Raw genomic sequence first — 19,976 nt, 5'->3', positions numbered from 1 at the left:
TATAGGCCCGATTCTTGAAAAAGAATGGGGCATCGTGTTCAGCGAGAATTCGCGACTCAACAGCAAACTACGATTCGCGACTGTGGCGGCGGTGCGCGATTACCGGAGCTTGTTGCCGGAGTTTTTAGCCGGAGGAGTTGATTTGGATTTCGTCGTGACCGCTGGGTTGGGGGACGTCGCTGGGGAGACCTTGCCGGGGAGGGCTGCTTTGATTGCGGCGTCATCGGAGGGCGCGGGAGACATGAGGTTCTCGGTCGCGCTTTCCGCAGCGGCGACAGCTTTAAGGCGATCTAGAGCCGGCGTGCTCGTGGAGTGAGTGGCCGGACTCGCGACTGGGACGGTTTTTCCAAGCAGTGCTGTTTCCGCTTGGAGCCAGAACTCGTCGTGGCGGCCATCGGGTTGGCCGGCGTTTTGCCAGAGTTGATAGGCGCGTTGAGCGATTTCTTCGTGGGTTGGGGTAGGATTGTTCATGTGGATTTGGACTGCGGCGAGCGGACCTGCGTTCCTTGGCTGTTCTCTTAAAATAGCACCGGAAATTTTCGGGGATTCATGCGACGCAACTAGGAGTAGAGGCTTAGCGGTTGCCGTGGTTTCCGTGTGCGGCCAGCGTGGCGAGGAATGCAGGCACGATTTTATATCGCGACGTTGGTGGTGGCAGCTCTTTCGGCTGCGGCGACCTATCAATGGTCGCGTGAAAAAATGCGCGCGAGGGAATCAGCAAGCGCGTCCGGAGAACGGCCGGCCTCGGTGGCTACGTCCGACAAACCGCTGTCGCCGACGGAGGCGCGGAATTTAGGCACGACGCAGGCGCAGCAACTCCTCGCGTTGGAGGATGCCGCCAAGGGCGATCCGGTCGCGCACAGCAAACGACGCGCGGTGTTGATGGAGTGGTTTCAAAAGGATTTCGCCGCCGCGATGGCTTACTGCCAGGCGCTCGGCTACGAAGACCTCAATGATCCTGAATTGATCGCCTTCATGGCGCGCACGGCCAACGTCGACCAACTCGTCGATGTCATCAGCAAAAGCCCGCTGCCGTTTGAGGTCACGCGCAGTATTTGCGAAGGCGCCGGCGTGGAAAAAGTGCGGCAATTGATGGACACGGCGGGGCGTTATCAAGGCGTCGCCGCGATGGGTTTTGTGAGCGCGGTGAGCACGTATCTCACGGAGAAAAACATCGACGCGGCGATCGCGTTTGCCGGTTCGATCGAAAACGACGGCCTGCGCGCCTCTGCGCTGGCCGGAGTGGTCAACCAACTCAGCACCGAGGGAAAAAATTCGGAAGTGCAGTTCCTCTACGAGACGCTCGATCAGAAATTGCGCGAAACCGACCCGGTGAAATTCGCCTACGGACAATCATTGCACGACGCCGATCCTGAAACTGCGATTGCGTTGCTCTACGGTATTCAAGACGCGGTGCTGAAGCAGGTCGCGCTGCTGTCGTTCGCGCACAAAGTGCAGTCGAATCAACCCGCGATTGCGGTGCAGGCGATTCAAGCGTCGGGCATCTCCGTCACGGAGCAAACGCAGCAAATGGAGCGCATCTTGGGCGATTGGGTCGTGTTCGATAAGGAAGCCGCGGCCGAATACTTGAACACCGCCGAGTCGCTGCCGGCGGATTTGCGGGCGCGCTTGCAGGCGAAGGTCAAGTGAGGCGGCGGCCGGGCAGACCAGCGTGCGTCGCCCGGGTTTAGGGTTGGGCCTCGAAATAACGGGCGACGTCGCGCATCTGTTCCGGGGTGAGGCGGGCAGCGATCGGTTGCATCAAATGCGCGTAGTCCGAGCCGCCGCGTTGGTCGGCTTGGAAAAGCGTGAGCTGCAGCTCGAGGTAACGGGCGGGTTGCCCGGCGAGCGTCGGGTAGTCGGGTTTACGCTGTTTTCCGCGAACATCGTGACACTCGACGCACGCCGGCACGCGCTGCGCGGGCAGGCCATGAAGGGCGATCTCGCGACCGCGGGCGATGGCCTCGCGGTGAGTGGGCGCGGGAGGAGTGGCGGGCGGCGCGGGCAGGGCCGCGTAATAATTCACGAGTTGCTCCACGGTTTCCTTCGAAAGTCCGGCGGCGACCGGTTGCATGATGCCGCTGTGACGTTCGCTCGTGGCGTAGGCCTCCATGGCGGTCTGGAGATATTCACGGCGCTGGCCGGCGAGTTTCGGAAACGCGTCGCTTCCACGCCCCGAACCATCGCTGCCGTGGCAGCGCACGCAGGACTGCAACGCGACGCTGGACACCGGAGAAAGGGTCAGCGCTTGAATCGGATCCGCCGCGACCGTCTCGCCATGCACAAGGCGATGATAACCCTCGTCGTCGAGCTCCGGCAGTTTTTTGAGAAACGCGACCACGGCCCACACTTCGTCGTCGCGACTTTGCGCAGGCCACGCGGGCATGCCGGTGAATTTCAGGCCGTGCTTCACCACGTAAAACAATCGCTTGGGTCCGAGGTCATCGATGCGCCCGGTAAGTTCGGGCGCGGGTGGAGTCATGCGTTGCGCAATGAGTGGCATGCGCATGCCGGGACTGCCGTGGCAGGCGCGGCAACCGGTTTCGTAGTGGCCGGCACCTTTTAAGATGAGCGCGTGGTCGTCCAGGTTCGGCACGGTTACGCCGAGACTGTAGGTCGTGACCGTGCGCTTCATCGCATATTTCAAAAGCCATTCCGTGATCGGCCAGTGGCCTGAGCTGGCTCGCACGGGCACGATGCCGCTGCTCACGACCAGAAACGCGCCGATGAGAATAACGCCGACGACCACGCTCGCGTGATAGAGCCAGTGTTTGAAACGATTCATGCCGCGACCTCCCCGTGTGACGCGCGTTCGCGCAACAACACCCGCGTGAGCCAGAGTCCGCCGGCCAGATAAACTACACCGCCGATCAGCAACATGATGGCGCCGCCCAGGTGTTGATCTTCCAGCGGAGTCAGTGGTGCGTCTTCGAAGGCCAGTGAGCCGTTATGCGAGTAGAGCACGCGCGGCGTGAGCGCGAGCAACGCGCCGAGCAACGTCATGTGCATCGACGTAAGCAGGAGCGCCGTGAGCCCGGCGCCCGCGCGTTCGCGTCGGCCGGTGATTGCGCCGCCGAAGGCCGAAATCCACACGAGCACACCGGCGAGAAAGAAACACGCCTGCTCCAGCATCAGTCCCGCCGCCGTTGACCGCGCGAACTGATGCAGCGCGGGTGCGTGCCACACCCACACAATCACCAACTCCGCCAGCGAGAGGGGAATTGCGGGAAACCAGTCCGGCCAGCGGCGCGCCGGATCGAATCGCCCGCCGATGACCGCGAGCGAAAGCAGCGGTGCCGCTGCGGCGACCACGCCCATGTGCAACAGCATGTGCGCTGAGAAATAAGTGCGCGCGAGTTCCGGCAGTGGCCCGCACCACAACGCCGCGAGCAGCACTATTCCGAAGATAAAGGGCAACGGGCGCATCAGCGGCAGTCCTTGAAAAAAATGATGACGAACGTCGCAAACCCCACTGCGATGGCGCTGATGCCGGCGAGTAACGTCGTGGCGAAACCGATGAAGCGATGCCGGCCTTCCGGCGTGTCCGCGTCCTGCTCGCCCGAGGGCGGCAAGCGACGTTGATGTTTCCAACCGCTCCACGCGTTCCAGGCGATGCCGGCGAGCGCGATGACGGTGTAGGCCGCGATGGCGCTGCGCACGGGACTGAGGGATCCGTCGTGCGTGGAAAATTTCGCGCACCAAATCGCCGCGGTCAGATACGATGCCATGAAGTGGGTCGCCCAAATCAGCGGCGACGCGACGAGCAGCCACAGACTTTCGTTTTTTTCAGCGAATCGTTTCATGGTTTAACGCACGAGGGGAAACCCTGCGATGACGGCCACCGTGATCACCACCATGATCGCGACGAAGTGCCAGTAAAGCGTGACGTTGGCGATGTCGCTGGCGTGTTTCGCGTCCATGTGACCGGCAAATCTGCGGGCTAAACAATAGGCCTGCATTACGAAGCCCACCGCGACGTGAAACACGACCCAGATCACGAGAATCCACACCGTCGCCGGATAAACGTGTTTCGTCGGATCGAGCCCGGTCGTGAGCGGCCCGGCGATCAACGCCGCGCTGCCCGCGATGCTCAAGACCGCCGCGAGGGCGAGCGCGGTGTAGAATCCGGCGGCCAGGTTGCGCCGGTTGAGTTGGCGCGACGCAATCGTCAGCGCCCACGCCGCAACCAGCAGCCCCGCGCCCACGCACGGCCAGAACACGCCGGGACCGGGCATGTTTTTTGGCGGGAAATCCTCGTGGATCGTCCAGTAGAAAAAATAGCCGAACACGAGCGACACAAACGCCGTGATGTCCGCGAGCATCGTGATAAAAATCGCCCACCAGCCAACCGCGCCGGAGCCGGCTTGATACAGCGGCAATTTCAAACCGAGCCCGACGTCTTTTTGCGCGCGATTCGGAATGCGCGCCGTGCCCGTCCACAGCCACACGCAAATGATCGCGAGCGATGCGACGGCGCTGGCGAACGCGGGCCACCATAACTTGAAGGTGCCGAGCACAAAAAATCCGCCGAGCGTGAACGCCGTGGCCATTGGCAGGAAACTCGGGCCGGGCAGTTGCAGGCATTGCTGCGGCTTCGCGTCGATCGGCGAAGTGATGAGCGTCTCGCGGCGGCTGTCGTCGGCGTCGGCGAGGTAGAAGCGACCTTCGTCGACATCACGCATCAAGTTTGGCTGATCCCACAGCGGATAGCGGCTGTCGATTTCCGGCACGGAACGAATGCCCCACGGTTTCGGCGGCATCTCGGGCAGCCATTCGAGCGTGCCGGCGTTCCACGGATTGCGCGCCGAGGCGGGGAGTTTTCGTTTCGGGCGAATCACGTCCCACAAAACGACGGCAAACCCGATCGCCAGGATGAACGCGCCGATGGTCGACAGCAGATTCAGCCAATCGAAACCCAGACCCGCTTGGTAAGTGAACACGCGCCGCGGCATCCCGCGCAGTCCGGTGATGTGCATCGGCATGAACGCCACATTGAAGCCGACGAACATGATCCAGAAACCGATTGTGCCGAGCCGGTCGGAAAGTTTTTTGCCACCGATGAGCGGATAAAAATAATACAGCCCGGCGACGATGGGAAAAATCGCGCCGCCCATGAGCACGTAATGCAGATGACCCACGATGAAAAAAGTGTCGTGCGCTTGGAAATCGAACGGCACGAGCGCCACCATCACGCCCGTCAATCCGCCGAGCACAAAAATCGCGAGCCCACCCATCGAAAACAACATCGGCACCGAGCGCGTGTAACGCCCCGCCGCGAGCGTCGCGATAAAACAGAACAGTTGCACGCCCGTCGGAATTGCCACCGCTTCGGACGCGGCCGAGAAAAGTCCGAGCGATACGCCCGGCAGTCCGGTCGTGAACATGTGATGCACCCACAGGCCGAAACTCAAAAATCCCGTGCCCACCGCCGATAGCACAATCCAGCCATAACCGACAATCGGTGTCTTCGCGAACGTCGGCACGATCATCGCGATCAACGCGACCGAGGGGAGGAAGATGATGTAAACTTCCGGGTGGCCGAAGAGCCAGAAGAGGTGCTGCCACAGCACCGGATCGCCGCCGAGTTTTGGATTGAAAAACGGCCAGCCGAACGCGCGCTCCAATTCGAGCAACAAGCTCCCTGCGATCAACGGAGGGAACGCGAAGAGAATCATCACCGCCGCCACGAGCACATACCAGCAGTAGAGCGGCAGCATGTTGATGCGCATGCCGGGCGGCCGACATTTCAACGTGCCGATGATCAACTCCACGGCGGCGGCGATGGCGGCGACTTCGATAAACGAAAAACCCAACAGCCAGATATCCGCGCCGATGCCGGGCTGATAGTCATTCGACGTGAGCGGCGGATACATAAACCAGCCGCCTTGCGGTGCCGCGTTGAAGAAAATCGAACCGCACAGAAAAATTCCGCCCAGCAGGTAACACCAGTAGCCAAACGCCGACAGTCGCGGAAAGGGCAGATCGCGCGCCCCGAGCATTTGCGGCAGAAAAATCACCGCGATCGCCTCGAAAATCGGAATCGCGAACAGAAACATCATCACCGAACCGTGCACGGTGAAAATTTGGTTGTAGGCGTTGGCCGAGAGAAAATCGTTTTCCGGCACCGCGAGCTGGATGCGAATCAGCAAGGCGAGCAGTCCGCCGAACAGGAAAAACAGAAACGTCGTCGACGTATACCAGAGCCCGACGCGCGTGTTGTTAACCTCCGACCAATAACGCCAGCCCGTCGGCGGTTTCCACGCGGTCATCAGCCGTGCTTCCTGTGCGCGACGCACGGCAAGGGGCGGCGCTTTCGCCAGTGGCTCGGGATCGTCGGGGGTGGTTTTCATTGGAGGGATTCGAGATAGACGGCGAGCGCGTGGACTTCGTGCGCCGGTAACATGCGGAAATGCGGCATCAGCACGCCGGGCTTCACTTGGTCGGTCTGCGTGAGCCAGCGAGCGAAACCGTCGATGTCGTTGGGCAACGCGCCCGCGCCGAGCGAAAGCCGGCTGCCCACGTGAGTGAGATCCGGGCCGATGACGCCGCGGGCGTCGGTGCCGCGAATCGTGTGACACGCGGTGCAACCGTTCGCGAAGAAGCGCGCGCGGCCTTGTGCGATGAGCGGGTTTTCGGGCGCGCCGGCGGCGAGCGCGGGCTGACGCTGTTCGTCAAGCCAGCGCGCGAAGTCGGCTTTTTCCATCACGATTACATCGAACGCCATGATGGCATGCGATGCGCCGCAATACTCCGCGCATACGCCGCGAAACGTTCCGGTGCGCGTCGGCTCGAGCACGAGGCGCGTGCGCCGACCGGGAATCATGTCCATTTTTCCGCCGAGCGAAGGAATCCAAAACGCGTGGATCACATCCGGGCTCTCCAGTTCGAATTCCACCGGTTCGCCGACCGGCAGGCGGATTTCGTTGGCCGTCACGAGTGGAGTTTCGCCGGGCGGTTGATACGTGACGCGCCACCACCATTGCTCGCCCGACACATGGATTTTCAAACTCCCGGGCGGCGCCGACGCGAGCAACGGCGGCAACATCGAGAGTCCGTAGATTAACAACCCGCCCAACACGACGGTGGGAAACACCACGCCGCCCCCGACAATGAGCAGGCGCGAGCGCCGTTCCTGCGTGCCGGGCGTGTCGCGCCGCTTGCGAATCGCGTAAAAGGTCAGTGCCACCATGAGCAGCCAGATCGCAAATGCGCCCACGGTCATGCCCCAGAATAGATTCGCTATGTCTGTCGCCCCGCGTCCTGCCGGCTCAAGCGCAGACTGCCGTCCGGAGCATCCCGCCAGCGCGGCAAGCCCCCATAATCCACCCGTCCACGCGCCGAATCGCGACAACGTGTAAATTGGTCGGAAACGAGGCGGCATAACCGTGGGTGCGGTGAAAGCAGAGCCACGCCAAACATTTAAGCTCCAAACCGGTGAGCTTCGGAAAATCCCCTATGTCGAGCGGTTGCGATCACTTGGCTGATTTCGCATCGCCATGGAATTGGATGAACGTCTTTATTACGACGCGGTCTCTCTTAACCCTTCATGAAAACATCGCGCCTCGTTTTGCGTGCCGGATTTGTTCTGATCTTATTGGGAACGCACGGTCGACCGGCTAACGCAGCGGAAACCAAGCCTGCGCCGCCTGTTCCTGCCGCGACTGAGAAAGCGGATTCACGGGTGTCGCCCAAAACCGCCGGCGAAGTCACGCGACGCCTGCCGAAATACGATCCCGCCGCCCGCACTGCCGCCGAAGAAAAACGGTTGGCTGAAAAACGTCAGGGGCAACCTTTGCCGCCGGGTGAAATGGACGACGAGGTGCTTGAGCTCGCCGACATGACCGTGACTCAAGAAAACAAACTGCGCGGAAAAGAAGAACAGATGCGCAAGAAAAAGGATTTACTCGACCGCGCGCTCAAAGCGAACCCCGGCCTGAAGATCGCCCCATTTTCAAAGTTAAACAACGGCATTGCCTTGGAGATGCAGCGCGAATCAAAGGAGGCCGCCGCGCGCACCAAGCTCACGGAGCACGTGGAAAATTTGCCCGCCACCGATGAAGCCCGCGCCAAAGAAGAAATTCGCCTTATGCGTGACGCGGTCGCGCGACCGAATACGGATTGGCAGGCGCGGCGTTAGTGGAGTGGCGCGACGCGAGTTGCGGCGAATGTAACATTGGCGGGGTTGCGGTGAGTTCCAGTGTGCGCAGCGTAGACGCCTCGTCATGACCTCCAAAGCCGCCCCAACTTCCGCCGCTGAGAAACAACAATTGTTGAACGAAATCGCCGATGCGCAGCATCACGCCAACGCCACCAAGAAAATAGCGAAAGAAGCCAAGGCCGCTTACCGGCTGGCCAAGGAAAAATTTAAAACCGCCAAACGCGCCGCCAAGAAAAGCAAGAAAGTCGTGAAAGCCTTGAAGGCGGAATTGGGAGTGCTCGCTAAAGCCAAAGCCGACGCGCTTACCAAACCGAAACCCGCAGCGAAAAAGAAAAAGACCTCGCGTGTGGCCAAACCAAAACTCGAAAAGCTCGCGCCAGCCACGAGTGGTGCCGCGGTAGGTCAAGTGCCACCCGCCGCCCCTAATTCAACTGAAGTCGGCGAGGTTTCGGTTTCATCGGTAGCGGGATAATCCCGACATTTTCTACCACTGATCTTATTGGATCAGTGGTGAGATGCCGAATCCCTGATCAGGCTTCGGTTTCCGCGTTCCCTTCACGGCGTTCGGATTTGTGGCGGGCTTTCTTTTCGCGGCGTGCTTTGAGCCAGTGCGGTTCGGGCGCTTCGCCGGCCATGATGCAGCCTCGCGGCTGGATCTCACCGACGACTTGCGCGAGGCCGAAGCGATCGATCTGTGCTTTCACTTTTGTGGCGTCTTTGTAGGCGAGCGGCGATTCCGACAAATCGGGCGCGCCGCAGAACCAGCGGATGTCGAGACCACCGGTGACTTCGGCGAGCACTTGCTGCACGCGCGACGGGTCGATGTTGCCCTCGGCGTCTTTGTAGGGACGCAGCATCGCGGAGCGCGAGAGGTTGCGACCGGCGCCGTGCGGACAGAACGATAGGTAGTTGTCGTTGTTCGCGCCGAGCACGAGCAGGATTTCACGCGCCATGTTGAGCGGGATGAGTCCGAGCAACGGTCGGCCTTCGCGATCGCGCCAGGCGGGCGTGGCGCCTTTTCCGTGATAAAAAATGTCGCCACGTTTCCACACGAAATTGTGTTCGTTGCCGATCTGCACGAGCGCGCGCTGGCCGAGGCGGCGCAGCAAGGCGTCGTGGATGAGCGAATGATTTTCGCGCGTCCAGCGGCTGATGTATTGCAACGCGTCCCAGTAAGCGAGGCCTTCGGGCGAATCGGCGGCGAGCCACGCGGCGGCATCGGGAATATCCTTCGCGTTTTCGTCGCACCAGCTGCGCGCGGCGACCTGGCCGCGTTTGTAGAGGTCTGCGCCGAGTCCGCGCGAACCATGGTGCGTGACGAGCACGTTGAACTTTCCGTCGCGACGTGTGATCCAGTCGGACAATTCCGTGTAACCGGCGGCCTCGAGCGCTGCGCGTTGCGGCTCGGTGAACTCGATGCGTCCGATGTAAGCGAAGTGGTTGCCGTCGCCTTGCGTGCCGAGAAAATCGCGGGCGCGACTTTGCAGGCCCTTCAGGAAAGGGTTATCCCACACCGGTTCGTCGGTCACCGGCGAGCTGAGCTGGTAACCGCGCGGGCGGCCACCGCCACCGAAGTGAGTCACTTTTTGCAAGTGATCCATCATCTCGCCGACGGGATGATTCGCGGGGAAAAACGTCGCGAACATCGAGCAGCAGATATCCGCCGAGTGCGCGCCGGGGATGATCGCGTTTTCCACGGCGATGCCTCCGCCGACGGGAATCGTGGCGCGGCCTCCGCCGGACGGACACGCGTCGGGCATGATCACCCCGCGTTGCACGACGGGCACGTGCAACAGTTCGTGCATGCGCATGCGGGCGGCGGCGACGTTGGTGGCTTCCTCGGGCGTCTCGGCTTCGATGGCTTCGGCGAGCGGTGCGGGTGCGTAGCGCAGGAGCGCAACTTGGAGTTGTTTCGGGAATTCTTTTTCGAGCGCAGCGAGCACGTCGGCGCGGGCGAGTCCCGAAGATTCGAGATCGCGCGCGCGGCGCAGAGCCGGGCCGAGGCGACGGCCTTCATGCCAGCCGGCCGCGATGAGATCGCGGGCTTTGATTTCCATGTTCATGGCGAAAGAGAGAAAGTAAGGGTTTGGTTTTAACCAAGGATTTCACGGATGGGCACGGATTAGTTTTCGTGCATCGGTGAAATAGTGAGAGGGAAGAGTTGATGCAGGTTTTTAAAAGGTAGGGCCGATCTCCGAGCGGCCCGTCGAATTGCGAGAGTGCTGAGCGGCCCGCCCGGAGGTCGGGCCCTACCGAACTTAGTAGTGGTTGATGAGTGATTGCCAGAGGTGGAGGACGGCGAGGTCGACGCGGAGTTTTTTCTCGCCGGCTTCGCGGACTTGGCGCGCGCGTTCGCGGGAGACACGCAGTCGCGCGGCGATGTCGTCGAGCGTGGCGTCTTCCAAATAATACAGGCGGAGCGCGAGGGCTTGGTTTGCGGAGAGGCGTTCGAGCGCGGTGCGCAGGTTGCGATGCAGATCGTCGCGCTCGACATTTTGCAAAGGCGAGGGTGCGTCGGTGTCGGGCAACGACGCCCATTCGATTTCGGCGGCGACGCTGCGGGTGGCGGCGAGTTCGCGTTGGATCGAGGTGATCGCGCGGGCGGAAAGTTGCGTTTCCGTGGCGAGTTCATCAAGCGATGGGGCGCGACCGAGGCGTTGCGCGAGGAGGCGCTCGGCTTGGGCGATCGCAGTGGCTTGCGTGCGGCGATTGCGCGGGAGCGAGTCGAGGCGGCGGAGTTCGTCGAGCATCGCCCCGCGCACGCGCACGAAGCAGTAGGCGCGGACTTCATCGATTCCGCCCTCGATTTGAGCGTGGGCGGTGATGAGCGCGAGTTTGCCGATGGATGCGAGGTCATCGCGCCCGATGTGCGCGGGCAGGCGGCGGGAAATGGTGGCGACGGCCGTATCGACGATGTCGAGCAGGTCGGTCAGCGCGGGAGAGTTGGAAAGGGTGCAGGTCATGCGGAGCGTTCGCGGGTGCGAAGCACAGGGAAAAACGGTGGTGTGCGGCGGTCATGAGCCAGTCGGGCCGGTGGCGGTGTGGGTGCTGTTTTGCCAAGCGCGCGTGGGTGGCACGCGGTTGAAAATGAAACCGCCTCCGGAGCGGAAATGCTTCGGAGGCGGAGTTTGGCTTGCTTATCGGATCAGCAGGATGCGGCGATAATCGCTGCGTGCAATCAGCACGAGCGCAGCCACCGCACCCCAAGCGATCACTATGGCGATGGCTTTCATGTTTTGGTGTTTAGGTCGGACGGAATTGTCCGAACTAAAATTTCTGCCACGCAGCAGTTCCAGGTCGCTCGGCGCCGGAAGATTTCTCCGTGCGTTCGCCCTCGATGACTGACTGGTGGCAAAGGGTAATGCGTTCGCTTGTCGGCTTGGCTTTCGCTTTTGGAGAAAGAGAACGAGTAAGATTTTTGGAGACAGAACTCACACCGTCGCCCCTCTCGCGAAACCGATTTCACGGTTTGGGCGCCCGCGGGATTTGAATGCGGACGTTGGCTGATTGACTGGGCTCAGGGCTGAAGCCGCGGAGGGAATCTGGAAAAAGAGGCTCGGGGAAAGTGACACGTATTACGTGTCATTGGCCGGGGCCGGGATTCCGGAAGCGGACTTCATGGCATGAAAAAAACCACTTCCGGGTGGAAGTGGGCCGCATGAGGTTGAGTTGAAAAAACTCCTCAGTGTTGGGTCACACCACTTCCGATAAAACTAGCGATGCTGGTTTCGTCACTACCTCGGGCATCGGTTGCCGACGCTAAGCTCGCATTCGCATACGTGCTGGGCCGCACCGTGACCGGGCAGGAAGGCATCCTATGGAATTTTAGTGTGAGCATGGGCGGAGAGACGTTGGGTGGTTTCGAAGAGTTACAACGGAAATTCGGTTTCGAAAATCAAGGGGGTTCTTAAAAATATTTTTCGGCCCACGCATTTCCCGGGAAGCAGCGTCACTTCGTGCGTTCGACTTGCACGCTCCAGCCGTTGCCGGAGCTCAAGCCATGGGTTTTGGAGAAGCTGCCCAGATTGAGGGCGAAGGCGACGTCGAGCAGGCTGTTCAAATAGAGCAGCGGCTCGCCTTCCTTCACGTCGCCGAAGGTGTGCGCGTAAGGCATCGTGCCGTGGTAAACTTTTTTCGCGTCGTGGAAAATCGTGACGCTGAATTTGTCGCCGAACTTCGGCTTTAACTCGTTGAAGAGCGCGTCGGAGATATTCGTCCAGACGTTGCCGTAGTGGAAATCGATGAGCGGGATCGTGCCGCGCAACACGCCGTTTTTCACCGAGGCTTTTTCGTAGGGCAGGCGAACGACTTTGGCTTCGAGGAGCGGGCCGACTTGTTCGTAAGTGATTTTGCCGGCGGCAAGGCGCGCGCCGGTGAAGGCGTAGATGTCGCGGCCGTGAAACGTGTAGCTTTTCTCCGAGCCGGCGCGGCGGTTGGTGGTTTCCTCGATGCGGCGCACGGCTTCGATGCCGAGTTCTTCGGCTATGAGCGTCCACGTGCCGTTGTCGGGGCCGACGAAGTAGTGACCGCTTTTGGTTTTTAAAACGATGGAGAGCCGTTCGGTGCCGACGCCGGGATCGACGACCGAGATAAACACCGTGCCGGCCGGCCAGTAAGTCGCGGTTTGCTTCAGGCGATACGCGGCCTCCCAGATATCGTAAGGCGTGTTTTCGTGGCTGAGGTCGAAGATCGGCAGGCGCGGATCGACGCCCACCGCGACGCCTTTCATCGCGGCGACGGCACCGTCCTTGGTGCCAAAATCGGTTTGGATCACGAGCGCGTGGTCGGCGGCGCGGGCGACGAGACTCAGGCCGAAAAAAAGTGCCAGCATCAGGGAGAACACGTATTTCATACAGTCGGCAGATAAAACCGGCGGAATCTGCCGAGCAAGGCTTGTGCCACGAAGAGTTGGCTGACTAGCTGCTGGGCGTATCGCGTCAGGTTTAACCACACACTTATTCTATGTCTGAACCCGCAGCTGCGGTCGGCCCGCGCAAATGGTATAGTTTCACGCTCTCGCAACAAATCGTCATCGGTCTCGTGATCGGCGTGTTCCTCGGTTGGTGGCTCAGTGGGCTCGATCCCGCCGCGAAGGCGCAGTGGAACAAGGCGCTCGTCGTGGTGCGCGATGTGTTCCTGCACTTGATCAAGGTCATGATCGCGCCGCTGATCTTCGCGAGCGTGGTGCAAGGTTTTGCCGGCACCGGCGACATGAAAAAAGCCCAGCGCATTGGCTGGAAGTCTTTGGTTTATTTCGAAATCGTCACGACGCTCGCGCTCGTGGTCGGTTTGCTCGCCGTGAATATCATGAAGCCGGGCGTCGGCGTGGTGCTGCAACTGGATCAGGCGCAATCGACTGCCGGCCTCGCGAAACCGCAGACGTGGGATCAGATCATTTTGCACGCGTTTCCGACGAGCTTGATGGATTCCATGGCGCGCAACGACGTGCTGCAAGTGGTGTGCTTTGCGGTGATTTTTGCCGTTGCGGTGATCGCGGCGGGTCCGGCGGGTAAGCCGGTGCTCGATTTCTGCGGCAGCCTCACGCAGGTGATGTTTAAGTTTGCCGGCATCATCATGAAATTCGCGCCGTTCGGCGTGGGCGCGGCGATCGCAGTCACGGTGTCGCACCAAGGCGTCGGCTCGCTCTTCACGTTGGCGAAGATGATTTTCACGCTCTACGGCGCGCTGATTGTGTTCGTGGTGTTCGTGCTCGGCGCGGTCGTCTGGATCGCGAAGGTGCCGCTCAAGCCGTTCGCGAAAGCGGTGCGCGAGCCGTTTACGATCGCGTTCGCCACGGCGAACAGCGAAGCGGCGCTGCCCAAGGCGTTCGACAACATGGAAAAAGTCGGCGTGCCGCGCGGTATCGTCGGCTTCGTGTTGCCGGCGGGTTACTCATTCAACCTGGACGGTTCGACCCTTTACCTCGCAGTGGCGTCGGTGTTCGTCGCGCAAGCGGCGGAGACGACCACGGGCATCCATTTCAGTATCGGGGCGCAAATCACCATGATGTTAATGCTGATGTTGACGTCGAAAGGGGTGGCCGCGGTGCCGCGCGCGTCGTTTGTCGTGCTCGTGGCGGCGCTCGAATCATTCGGGCTGCCCACGGCGGGCGCGTTCCTGATTCTCGGCATCGATGCGCTGCTGGATATGGCGCGCACGTCGGTCAACGTCCTTGGCAACTGTCTCGCGAGCGTCGTCGTGGCGCGCTGGGAAGGTGAGTTCGACGATGCCAAAGCGGCCGCTTATGCCGCGACCCCCGATCCGAAGCCTTAACTTCTAACCGCTTCGCTGACGCCAAGTTAACCGGGGAAGCGGTCAAATGGGTTGCTGGACGGAGGGTGGAACGTAATTTCGCGGCCACACATGAGCACACTCTTTGGCGTCACGTTGGAAGTCGTTATCATTCTAAGCCTGGTGCTCGCGAACGGGTTTTTCGTCGCGGCCGAGTTTGCGCTCGTGAAAGTGCGGGCAAGCCAACTGCGCCCGTTGCTTAAAACCGGTGGCTGGCGCGTAAAACTTGCGCTCAAAGCCACGGAGCATCTCGACGCTGCCCTCTCGGCCACGCAACTCGGCATCACGCTCGCCAGTCTCGGACTCGGCTGGGTGGGCGAACCGTTTCTCGCGCATCGCCTCGAACCGTTGCTCGCGCAATGGGGCATCGATGACCCGAAGACTGTTTCGTCGATCGCCTTCGCGCTGGCGTTTACGGTGATCACTTTCATGCACATCATTTTCGGCGAACTCGCGCCGAAGTCGCTCGCGATTCAGCGCTCGAAAGCGGTGACGCTGTGGACGGCCGGGCCGTTGCTCGGGTTCTATTATCTGTTTTTCCCGTTCATCTGGTCGCTCAACGGCCTCGCGAATCTTTTCCTTCGCACGATCGGCCTCGGGCCGGCGAAGGAAGGTGATCACGCGTTTAGCTCCGAAGAACTCGAATATGTGTTCAGTCACGCGCGTCATTCGCATCCTGGCGATGCGTTGATCAACAAGCTCATGGTGCAATCGCTGCGCGCACGCGAAACGCAGGCACAACAAATCATGCGTCCGCGCGATCAAGTCATCGCGCTCTGGCTCGACCAACCGGTTTCCGAAAACCTGCGCATTGCGCAGACGAGCGGTCACAGTCGTTTCCCCGTATGCTCGGGCGGCTCGCTCGATAAAGTCGAAGGCCTGCTCCTCGTGCGCGAATGGCTCTGGCAAATCTCCGCGCTCGGCACGGACACGCCGTTCGAGCCGCTCGTGCGCGAAGTCGTGGAATTTCAGACGACGACGCCGCTGCATACGATGATCGAGCGTTTCCGCACGTCGCGCAGCCATCTGGCGGTCGTGCTGGATGACAACAAGCGCCTCGCGGGCATCGTGACGTTTGAAGACGTGCTCGAAGAGATCGTCGGAGACATCCGTGACGAATTCGACATCGAGAACGGCCCGATTTACGAGCGCACGGAAAACGCCATCACCGTGAGCGGCACGCTCACGATGCGCGAACTGCGCGCCGAAACCGGCTGGCCGCTGGAATGGAACGCGCGCGAAACCGTGGCCACTTGGACGTTGCGTCATTTTAGTCGTCCGCCGAAACGCGGCGAGATGCAGACTGTCGGCGAGTATCGCATCCACGTCGTTGAAGCCAACGCCGAGCGTCCGCGCCGCGTGCGCGTGGAGCGGGCGACGGGGCTGACAGTGCCACCGATGTAGTGTGCGGGTGGGCGTCGGTCTCCGCACCGACGCCTCCGCGTATTCGCGACTTATCGCCGGTGCGGAGACCGGCGACCACCCGCAAAACCCCTCCATGATCTGGCTCGCGATACTCACGCTTCTTTTCTGGCTCGGAGCCGCGTGGGAAATCATGCGCGGCAACCGCCGCCTGCGCCGGCTCGCGACACTCGATGCGCCACCACCCGCGCACTGGCCTCGCGTGTCGCTCGTGCTCGCAGCGCGCAACGAAGGCCGCACGCTGGGCGCGGCGTTGCCGACGATGCTCGCGTTGGATTATCCGGAATTGGAACTCATCGCGGTCAACGATCGTTCCGAAGACGACACCGGCGCAGTGCTCGAAAAAATTGCGGCGACCGATCCGCGTTTGCGCGCGGTCCATGTGCGCGAGTTGCCGGCGGGTTGGCTGGGAAAAAATCACGCGTTGCACATCGGCGCGCAGCAGGCGTCGGGCGAATGGATTTTATTCACTGACGCGGACATTCATTTTGCGCCCGATGTGTTGCGTCGGGCCATCGCTCACGCCGAAGCGCAGCAACTCGATCATCTGGCGGCGGTGCCACAACTCCACGAGCGCGGACACGCGCTGGGGATTTGTGTGAGCGCGTTCAGTTTATTGTTCGCGCTGTTCATGCGTCCGTGGCGCGTGCCGGATCCGGCGAGTGCATGTCACGGCGGAGTGGGCGCGTTTAACCTCGTGCGTGCGGCCACCTATCGACGCCTCGGCGGACACGCGCCGATCCGGCTGCGACCGGACGACGATATGAAACTCGGCAAACTCATGAAGTCGGGTGGGCGGAGTGAAATTGTGCTCGGCGTCGGCGTGCTCTCGGTCGCGTGGTATGCGTCGGTGGGCGAACTCATCCGCGGGCTCGAGAAGAACGCGTTTGCCGGGCTCGATTATCGCGTGTGGGCCACGGTCGGCGCGGTCATTGCGCACGGTGTGGTCGTGTTTTGGCCACTCGCAGCATTGTTTGCGGTGATCGGAGTGGAGTGGTGGTTAAATTTTTCCGCGGTGGCGGTGATGCTGCTGGTCGCGTCGGATAATCATCGCTTCGACGGCGGGCGCGCGTGGCACGCGTTATTTCTGCCGGTGGGGGTGGCGGTGCTTAATTACATCATGGTGCGTTCGATGGTGCTGACGTTCTGGCGGGGCGGCATCGTGTGGCGCGGCACTCACTATTCCCTGCGCGAACTGCGGGCGAATCGGTGTTGACGTATCGCATCGATAAAAGGTCGACCCACTTCCTGCGAAATGAAAAAGCTTTCGCATCATGAAACTGCTACCCCGCGTTCTGGTGATGAGTGTGTTGGCATCGGCCTTGTCAGCGTCTGAGTGGACGATTTCGACTTTCGCCGGCACCGGTGTGGAAGGCTTTAGCGGCGACGGCGGCGCGGCCACCGCCGCGCAAATCAACGATCCCTACGGTGTCGTGCGCGGCCCGGATGGCGCGATCTGGTTTTGCGAACACAACGGCCACCGCATCCGCCGCGTCGCGGTCGATGGCACGATCACGACCATCGCGGGCACGGGCGTTAAAGGTTATACGGGCGACGGCGGGCCGGCGACGCAGGCGACGTTTAATTTGCCCCATGAAATCCGTTTTGATCGCGCGGGAAATCTATTTGTCGCGGACACGGGCAACAACGCCGTGCGTCGCATCGACGTGAAAACGGGCGTGATCACGACCATCGCGGGCGGCGCGAATCGCGGTTACGCGGGCGATGGCGGCCCGGCCAAGGCGGCGGCGCTCAAGGGCCCGCACAGTATTCAGTTCGGTTCCGATGACAGCCTTTATATCTGCGACGTGGGCAATCACGCGATTCGCGTGATCGATCCAAAAACGGGCAACATCCACACGCTCGCGGGCACGGGAAAACCCGGCCCGACGCCGGATGGCGCGCCGATTGCCGGCACGCCGTTGAACAATCCGCGATCGCTTGATCTCGACGCTGCAGGAAATCTCTGGCTCGCGACGCGTGAAGGGAATCAGGTTTTGAAACTCGATTTGAAAGCCGGCGTGATTCGCCACATTGCCGGCACGGGCGCGGCAGGCTTCACCGGCAATGGCGGCCCGTCGAAACTTGCCACGCTTTCTGGGCCGAAAGGTATTGCACTCGATGCCGCGGGCAACGCTTGGCTCGCCGACACCGAGAGTCACACGGTGCGCATGATCGACGCGCGCACGGGCAACATGGAACTCATCGCCGGCACCGGCGTGAAAGGCGATGGCGCGGACGGCGATCCGTTAAAGTGTGCCCTGAACCGGTTGCACGGAGTTTTCGTCGATAAGGACGGCGCCGTTTACATCGGAGACAGCGAAGCGCACCGCGTTCGCGTGCTGCGTAAGCGCTAGCAGAGGTCGAGAGAGCGTTGCGCACCTGCGCGGATTTTGCCAACGCAGGATTGAATCGCTCCCGCGCGGGGTTACGATGCCCTCATGTATCCCTCGGTCAGCGAACTCGCGGCGCAAGAAGCGGTGGACGCGCTCATGCATCGGCTCGCGGAACTCGACCAGATTGGCATTTCGCTTTCGCAGCAGAATGATATCACGCAGCTGTTGGAAAATATCCTGCTCGCGGCGAAAAAGATCACCAACGCCGACGGCGGCACGCTGTATCGTTGCCGGGCTAACGCGCGCGACTTCCTTGAATTTGAAATCATCCGCACGGACTCGCTCGGCATCGCGATGGGCGGCACGACGGAAAACAAAATTTCGCTCGAGCCCATTCGCCTGCGCGATGCCGCCGGCGTGGAAAATACGTCGACGGTCGCGGCCTTCGCCGCCTTGAAAAAACGCACGGTGGCGATTGCGGATGTGGATCGCTCCGAAGGTTTCGATTTCACCGGCACGAAGGCGTTCGATCAGCGCACCGGCTATCGCTCGAAATCGTTTCTCACGGTGCCGCTGAAAAATCACGAGGATGAAGTCATCGGCGTGCTTCAGCTGATCAACGCCAAGGATCGCGCGACGGGAGAAATCGTTGCCTTCAGTGAAACCGATGTGCGTCTCGCCGAGTCGCTCGCGTCGCAAGCGGCGGTCGTGCTGACAAATCGTTTGCTCGTGCTCCAACTCGAAAACCTTTTCGAGTCGTTCGTTAAATTACTTAACCAGGCAATCGACGAAAAATCACCTTACACCGGCGGCCATTGCGCGCGCGTGCCGTTGTTAACGATGCTGCTGGCGGAGGCCGCGCATCAGACTACTGTCGGCCCGCTCGCCGCATGGCAGATGACAGACAAGGATCGTTACGAATTGAAACTGGCGGGCATGCTGCACGATTGCGGCAAGGTCACCACGCCTGTTCACGTCGTGGACAAGGCCACAAAGCTGCAGACGATTTTTGACCGCATCGAGTTGCTCGACACGCGTTTTGAAGTCGTGAAACGCGATGCCGAACTGGTGGCACTGCGCGCGAAGCTGGAAGCGAACACGCCGGAAACCGTTGCTCGGATCGAAGCAGAATTTCATACGCGGCTCATGGAAATCGCTGCCGACAGCCGATTCTTACACGCCGCAAATATCGGCGGAGAAAGAATGACGCCCGCGGACAAGGATCGTGTGCACGCCATTGCTAAAAAGTATCGTTGGAAAAATCCGCAAGGCACCGAGGTGGATTTTTTAAGCGAAAACGAAATCGAAAACCTCACGATTTTCGCCGGCACGCTCACCGCGGCGGAGCGGCAAGTCATCAATCATCACATCACCGTGACGATTCAGATGCTCGAAGCGCTGCCGTGGCCGCGTCATCTGCAAAACGTCCCGGAATACGCCGGTGGCCACCACGAGCGCATGGACGGAAAAGGTTACCCGCGCGGCCTCACGCGCGACCAAATGTCGGTGCAGGCGCGTATCATGGGTATCGCGGATATCTTCGAAGCGCTCACCGCGCGTGATCGACCTTATAAACAAGGCAAGACGCTCACCGATTCTTTGCACATCCTCGGCCAGATGAGTTTGCAAGGACACATCGATCCCGACCTCTTTGATATTTTCGTGCGCGAACGCGTTTATCTGAATTACGCCCGCCAATTCCTCGACGAGCGCCAAGTCGACGACGTGGACGTAAAAAAAATTCCCGGCTATTCTGGGGATTGAGCGCG

The 19,976-nt window shown here is 60.9% G+C and carries 17 protein-coding genes; 8 read left to right on the top strand and 9 right to left on the bottom strand.

Annotated elements, in window-relative coordinates; all coding sequences use genetic code 11:
- Positions 1–99: 99 nt before the first annotated feature.
- The gene (locus ACRRQW_RS05275; protein WP_438480215.1) at positions 100–471 is read right to left on the bottom strand and encodes a DUF2934 domain-containing protein; all 372 of its coding nucleotides are present in this window, start codon (positions 469–471) and stop codon (positions 100–102) included.
- Between the two features lie 276 nt (positions 472–747).
- On the opposite strand from ACRRQW_RS05275, the gene ACRRQW_RS05270 reads away from it, so the two are divergent.
- Positions 748–1,650: a hypothetical protein gene (locus ACRRQW_RS05270; protein ID WP_438480214.1), complete on the top strand. Its 903-nt coding sequence runs from the start codon at positions 748–750 to the stop codon at positions 1,648–1,650.
- Between the two features lie 37 nt (positions 1,651–1,687).
- Here the strand turns inward: ACRRQW_RS05270 and ACRRQW_RS05265 are convergent, their stop codons facing one another.
- From ACRRQW_RS05265 to coxB, 5 genes are read right to left on the bottom strand one after another with little or no spacing between them, the layout of a single operon-like run.
- Positions 1,688–2,785: a c-type cytochrome gene (locus tag ACRRQW_RS05265; RefSeq protein WP_438480213.1), complete on the bottom strand. Its 1,098-nt coding sequence runs from the start codon at positions 2,783–2,785 to the stop codon at positions 1,688–1,690.
- The gene (locus tag ACRRQW_RS05260; RefSeq protein ID WP_438480212.1) at positions 2,782–3,426 is read right to left on the bottom strand and encodes a cytochrome c oxidase assembly protein; all 645 of its coding nucleotides are present in this window, start codon (positions 3,424–3,426) and stop codon (positions 2,782–2,784) included. The genes ACRRQW_RS05265 and ACRRQW_RS05260 overlap by 4 nt, the downstream gene beginning before the upstream one ends.
- On the bottom strand, positions 3,426–3,803 hold the full coding sequence (locus tag ACRRQW_RS05255; protein WP_438480211.1) for a hypothetical protein: 378 nt from the start codon (positions 3,801–3,803) through the stop codon (positions 3,426–3,428). The genes ACRRQW_RS05260 and ACRRQW_RS05255 overlap by 1 nt, the downstream gene beginning before the upstream one ends.
- A 3-nt stretch (positions 3,804–3,806) precedes the next feature.
- A complete protein-coding gene (gene ctaD / locus ACRRQW_RS05250) occupies positions 3,807–6,350 on the bottom strand; it encodes a cytochrome c oxidase subunit I (protein ID WP_438480210.1) in 2,544 nt (847 codons plus the stop codon).
- Complete coding sequence (gene coxB, locus ACRRQW_RS05245) at positions 6,347–7,381, bottom strand: cytochrome c oxidase subunit II (RefSeq protein WP_438480209.1); 1,035 nt, start codon at positions 7,379–7,381, stop codon at positions 6,347–6,349. The genes ctaD and coxB overlap by 4 nt, the downstream gene beginning before the upstream one ends.
- 165 nt (positions 7,382–7,546) lie before the next feature.
- On the opposite strand from coxB, the gene ACRRQW_RS05240 reads away from it, so the two are divergent.
- Both ACRRQW_RS05240 and ACRRQW_RS05235 read left to right on the top strand, forming a co-directional pair.
- The gene (locus ACRRQW_RS05240) at positions 7,547–8,137 is read left to right on the top strand and encodes a hypothetical protein (RefSeq protein ID WP_438480208.1); all 591 of its coding nucleotides are present in this window, start codon (positions 7,547–7,549) and stop codon (positions 8,135–8,137) included.
- Between the two features lie 85 nt (positions 8,138–8,222).
- The gene (locus tag ACRRQW_RS05235) at positions 8,223–8,630 is read left to right on the top strand and encodes a hypothetical protein (RefSeq protein WP_438480207.1); all 408 of its coding nucleotides are present in this window, start codon (positions 8,223–8,225) and stop codon (positions 8,628–8,630) included.
- Between the two features lie 58 nt (positions 8,631–8,688).
- On the opposite strand, the gene ACRRQW_RS05230 is transcribed toward ACRRQW_RS05235, so the two are convergent.
- From ACRRQW_RS05230 to ACRRQW_RS05220, 3 genes are all read right to left on the bottom strand, one after another.
- Positions 8,689–10,221 (bottom strand): RtcB family protein, encoded by a 1,533-nt coding sequence (locus tag ACRRQW_RS05230; RefSeq protein WP_438480206.1) that lies wholly within the window; start codon positions 10,219–10,221, stop codon positions 8,689–8,691.
- 195 nt (positions 10,222–10,416) lie between these two features.
- Positions 10,417–11,121 carry a sigma-70 family RNA polymerase sigma factor gene (locus tag ACRRQW_RS05225; RefSeq protein ID WP_438480205.1) on the bottom strand — a complete coding sequence of 235 codons (705 nt, stop codon included), beginning with the start codon at positions 11,119–11,121 and terminating at the stop codon, positions 10,417–10,419.
- Between the two features lie 986 nt (positions 11,122–12,107).
- Positions 12,108–13,010: an SAM hydrolase/SAM-dependent halogenase family protein gene (locus ACRRQW_RS05220; RefSeq protein WP_438480204.1), complete on the bottom strand. Its 903-nt coding sequence runs from the start codon at positions 13,008–13,010 to the stop codon at positions 12,108–12,110.
- A gap of 110 nt (positions 13,011–13,120) precedes the next feature.
- Here ACRRQW_RS05220 and ACRRQW_RS05215 point away from each other — a divergent pair, with 110 nt between their 5' ends.
- The 5 genes from ACRRQW_RS05215 (at position 13,121) to ACRRQW_RS05195 (ending at position 19,971) form a co-directional block, all read left to right on the top strand.
- Positions 13,121–14,431, top strand: a complete 1,311-nt coding sequence (locus ACRRQW_RS05215; protein ID WP_438480203.1) for a dicarboxylate/amino acid:cation symporter — start codon at positions 13,121–13,123, stop codon at positions 14,429–14,431.
- 90 nt (positions 14,432–14,521) lie between these two features.
- Positions 14,522–15,853, top strand: a complete 1,332-nt coding sequence (locus tag ACRRQW_RS05210; protein WP_438480202.1) for a hemolysin family protein — start codon at positions 14,522–14,524, stop codon at positions 15,851–15,853.
- A gap of 7 nt (positions 15,854–15,860) precedes the next feature.
- Positions 15,861–17,087: a glycosyltransferase gene (locus ACRRQW_RS05205; protein WP_438480201.1), complete on the top strand. Its 1,227-nt coding sequence runs from the start codon at positions 15,861–15,863 to the stop codon at positions 17,085–17,087.
- A 58-nt stretch (positions 17,088–17,145) separates the two neighbouring features.
- Positions 17,146–18,228 (top strand): hypothetical protein, encoded by a 1,083-nt coding sequence (locus tag ACRRQW_RS05200; protein ID WP_438480200.1) that lies wholly within the window; start codon positions 17,146–17,148, stop codon positions 18,226–18,228.
- An 84-nt stretch (positions 18,229–18,312) separates the two neighbouring features.
- Positions 18,313–19,971, top strand: coding sequence for a GAF and HD-GYP domain-containing protein (locus ACRRQW_RS05195; RefSeq protein WP_438480199.1), 1,659 nt, complete (start codon positions 18,313–18,315; stop codon positions 19,969–19,971).
- Positions 19,972–19,976 lie beyond the last annotated feature (5 nt).

The organism is Oleiharenicola lentus (assembly GCF_051660365.1).
In the GTDB taxonomy this organism is placed as follows: Bacteria; Verrucomicrobiota; Verrucomicrobiia; order Opitutales; family Opitutaceae; genus Lacunisphaera; species Lacunisphaera lenta_A.
The sequence above is the reverse complement of the archived record's forward strand: the minus strand, read 5'-3'. Positions and strand labels throughout refer to the sequence as shown.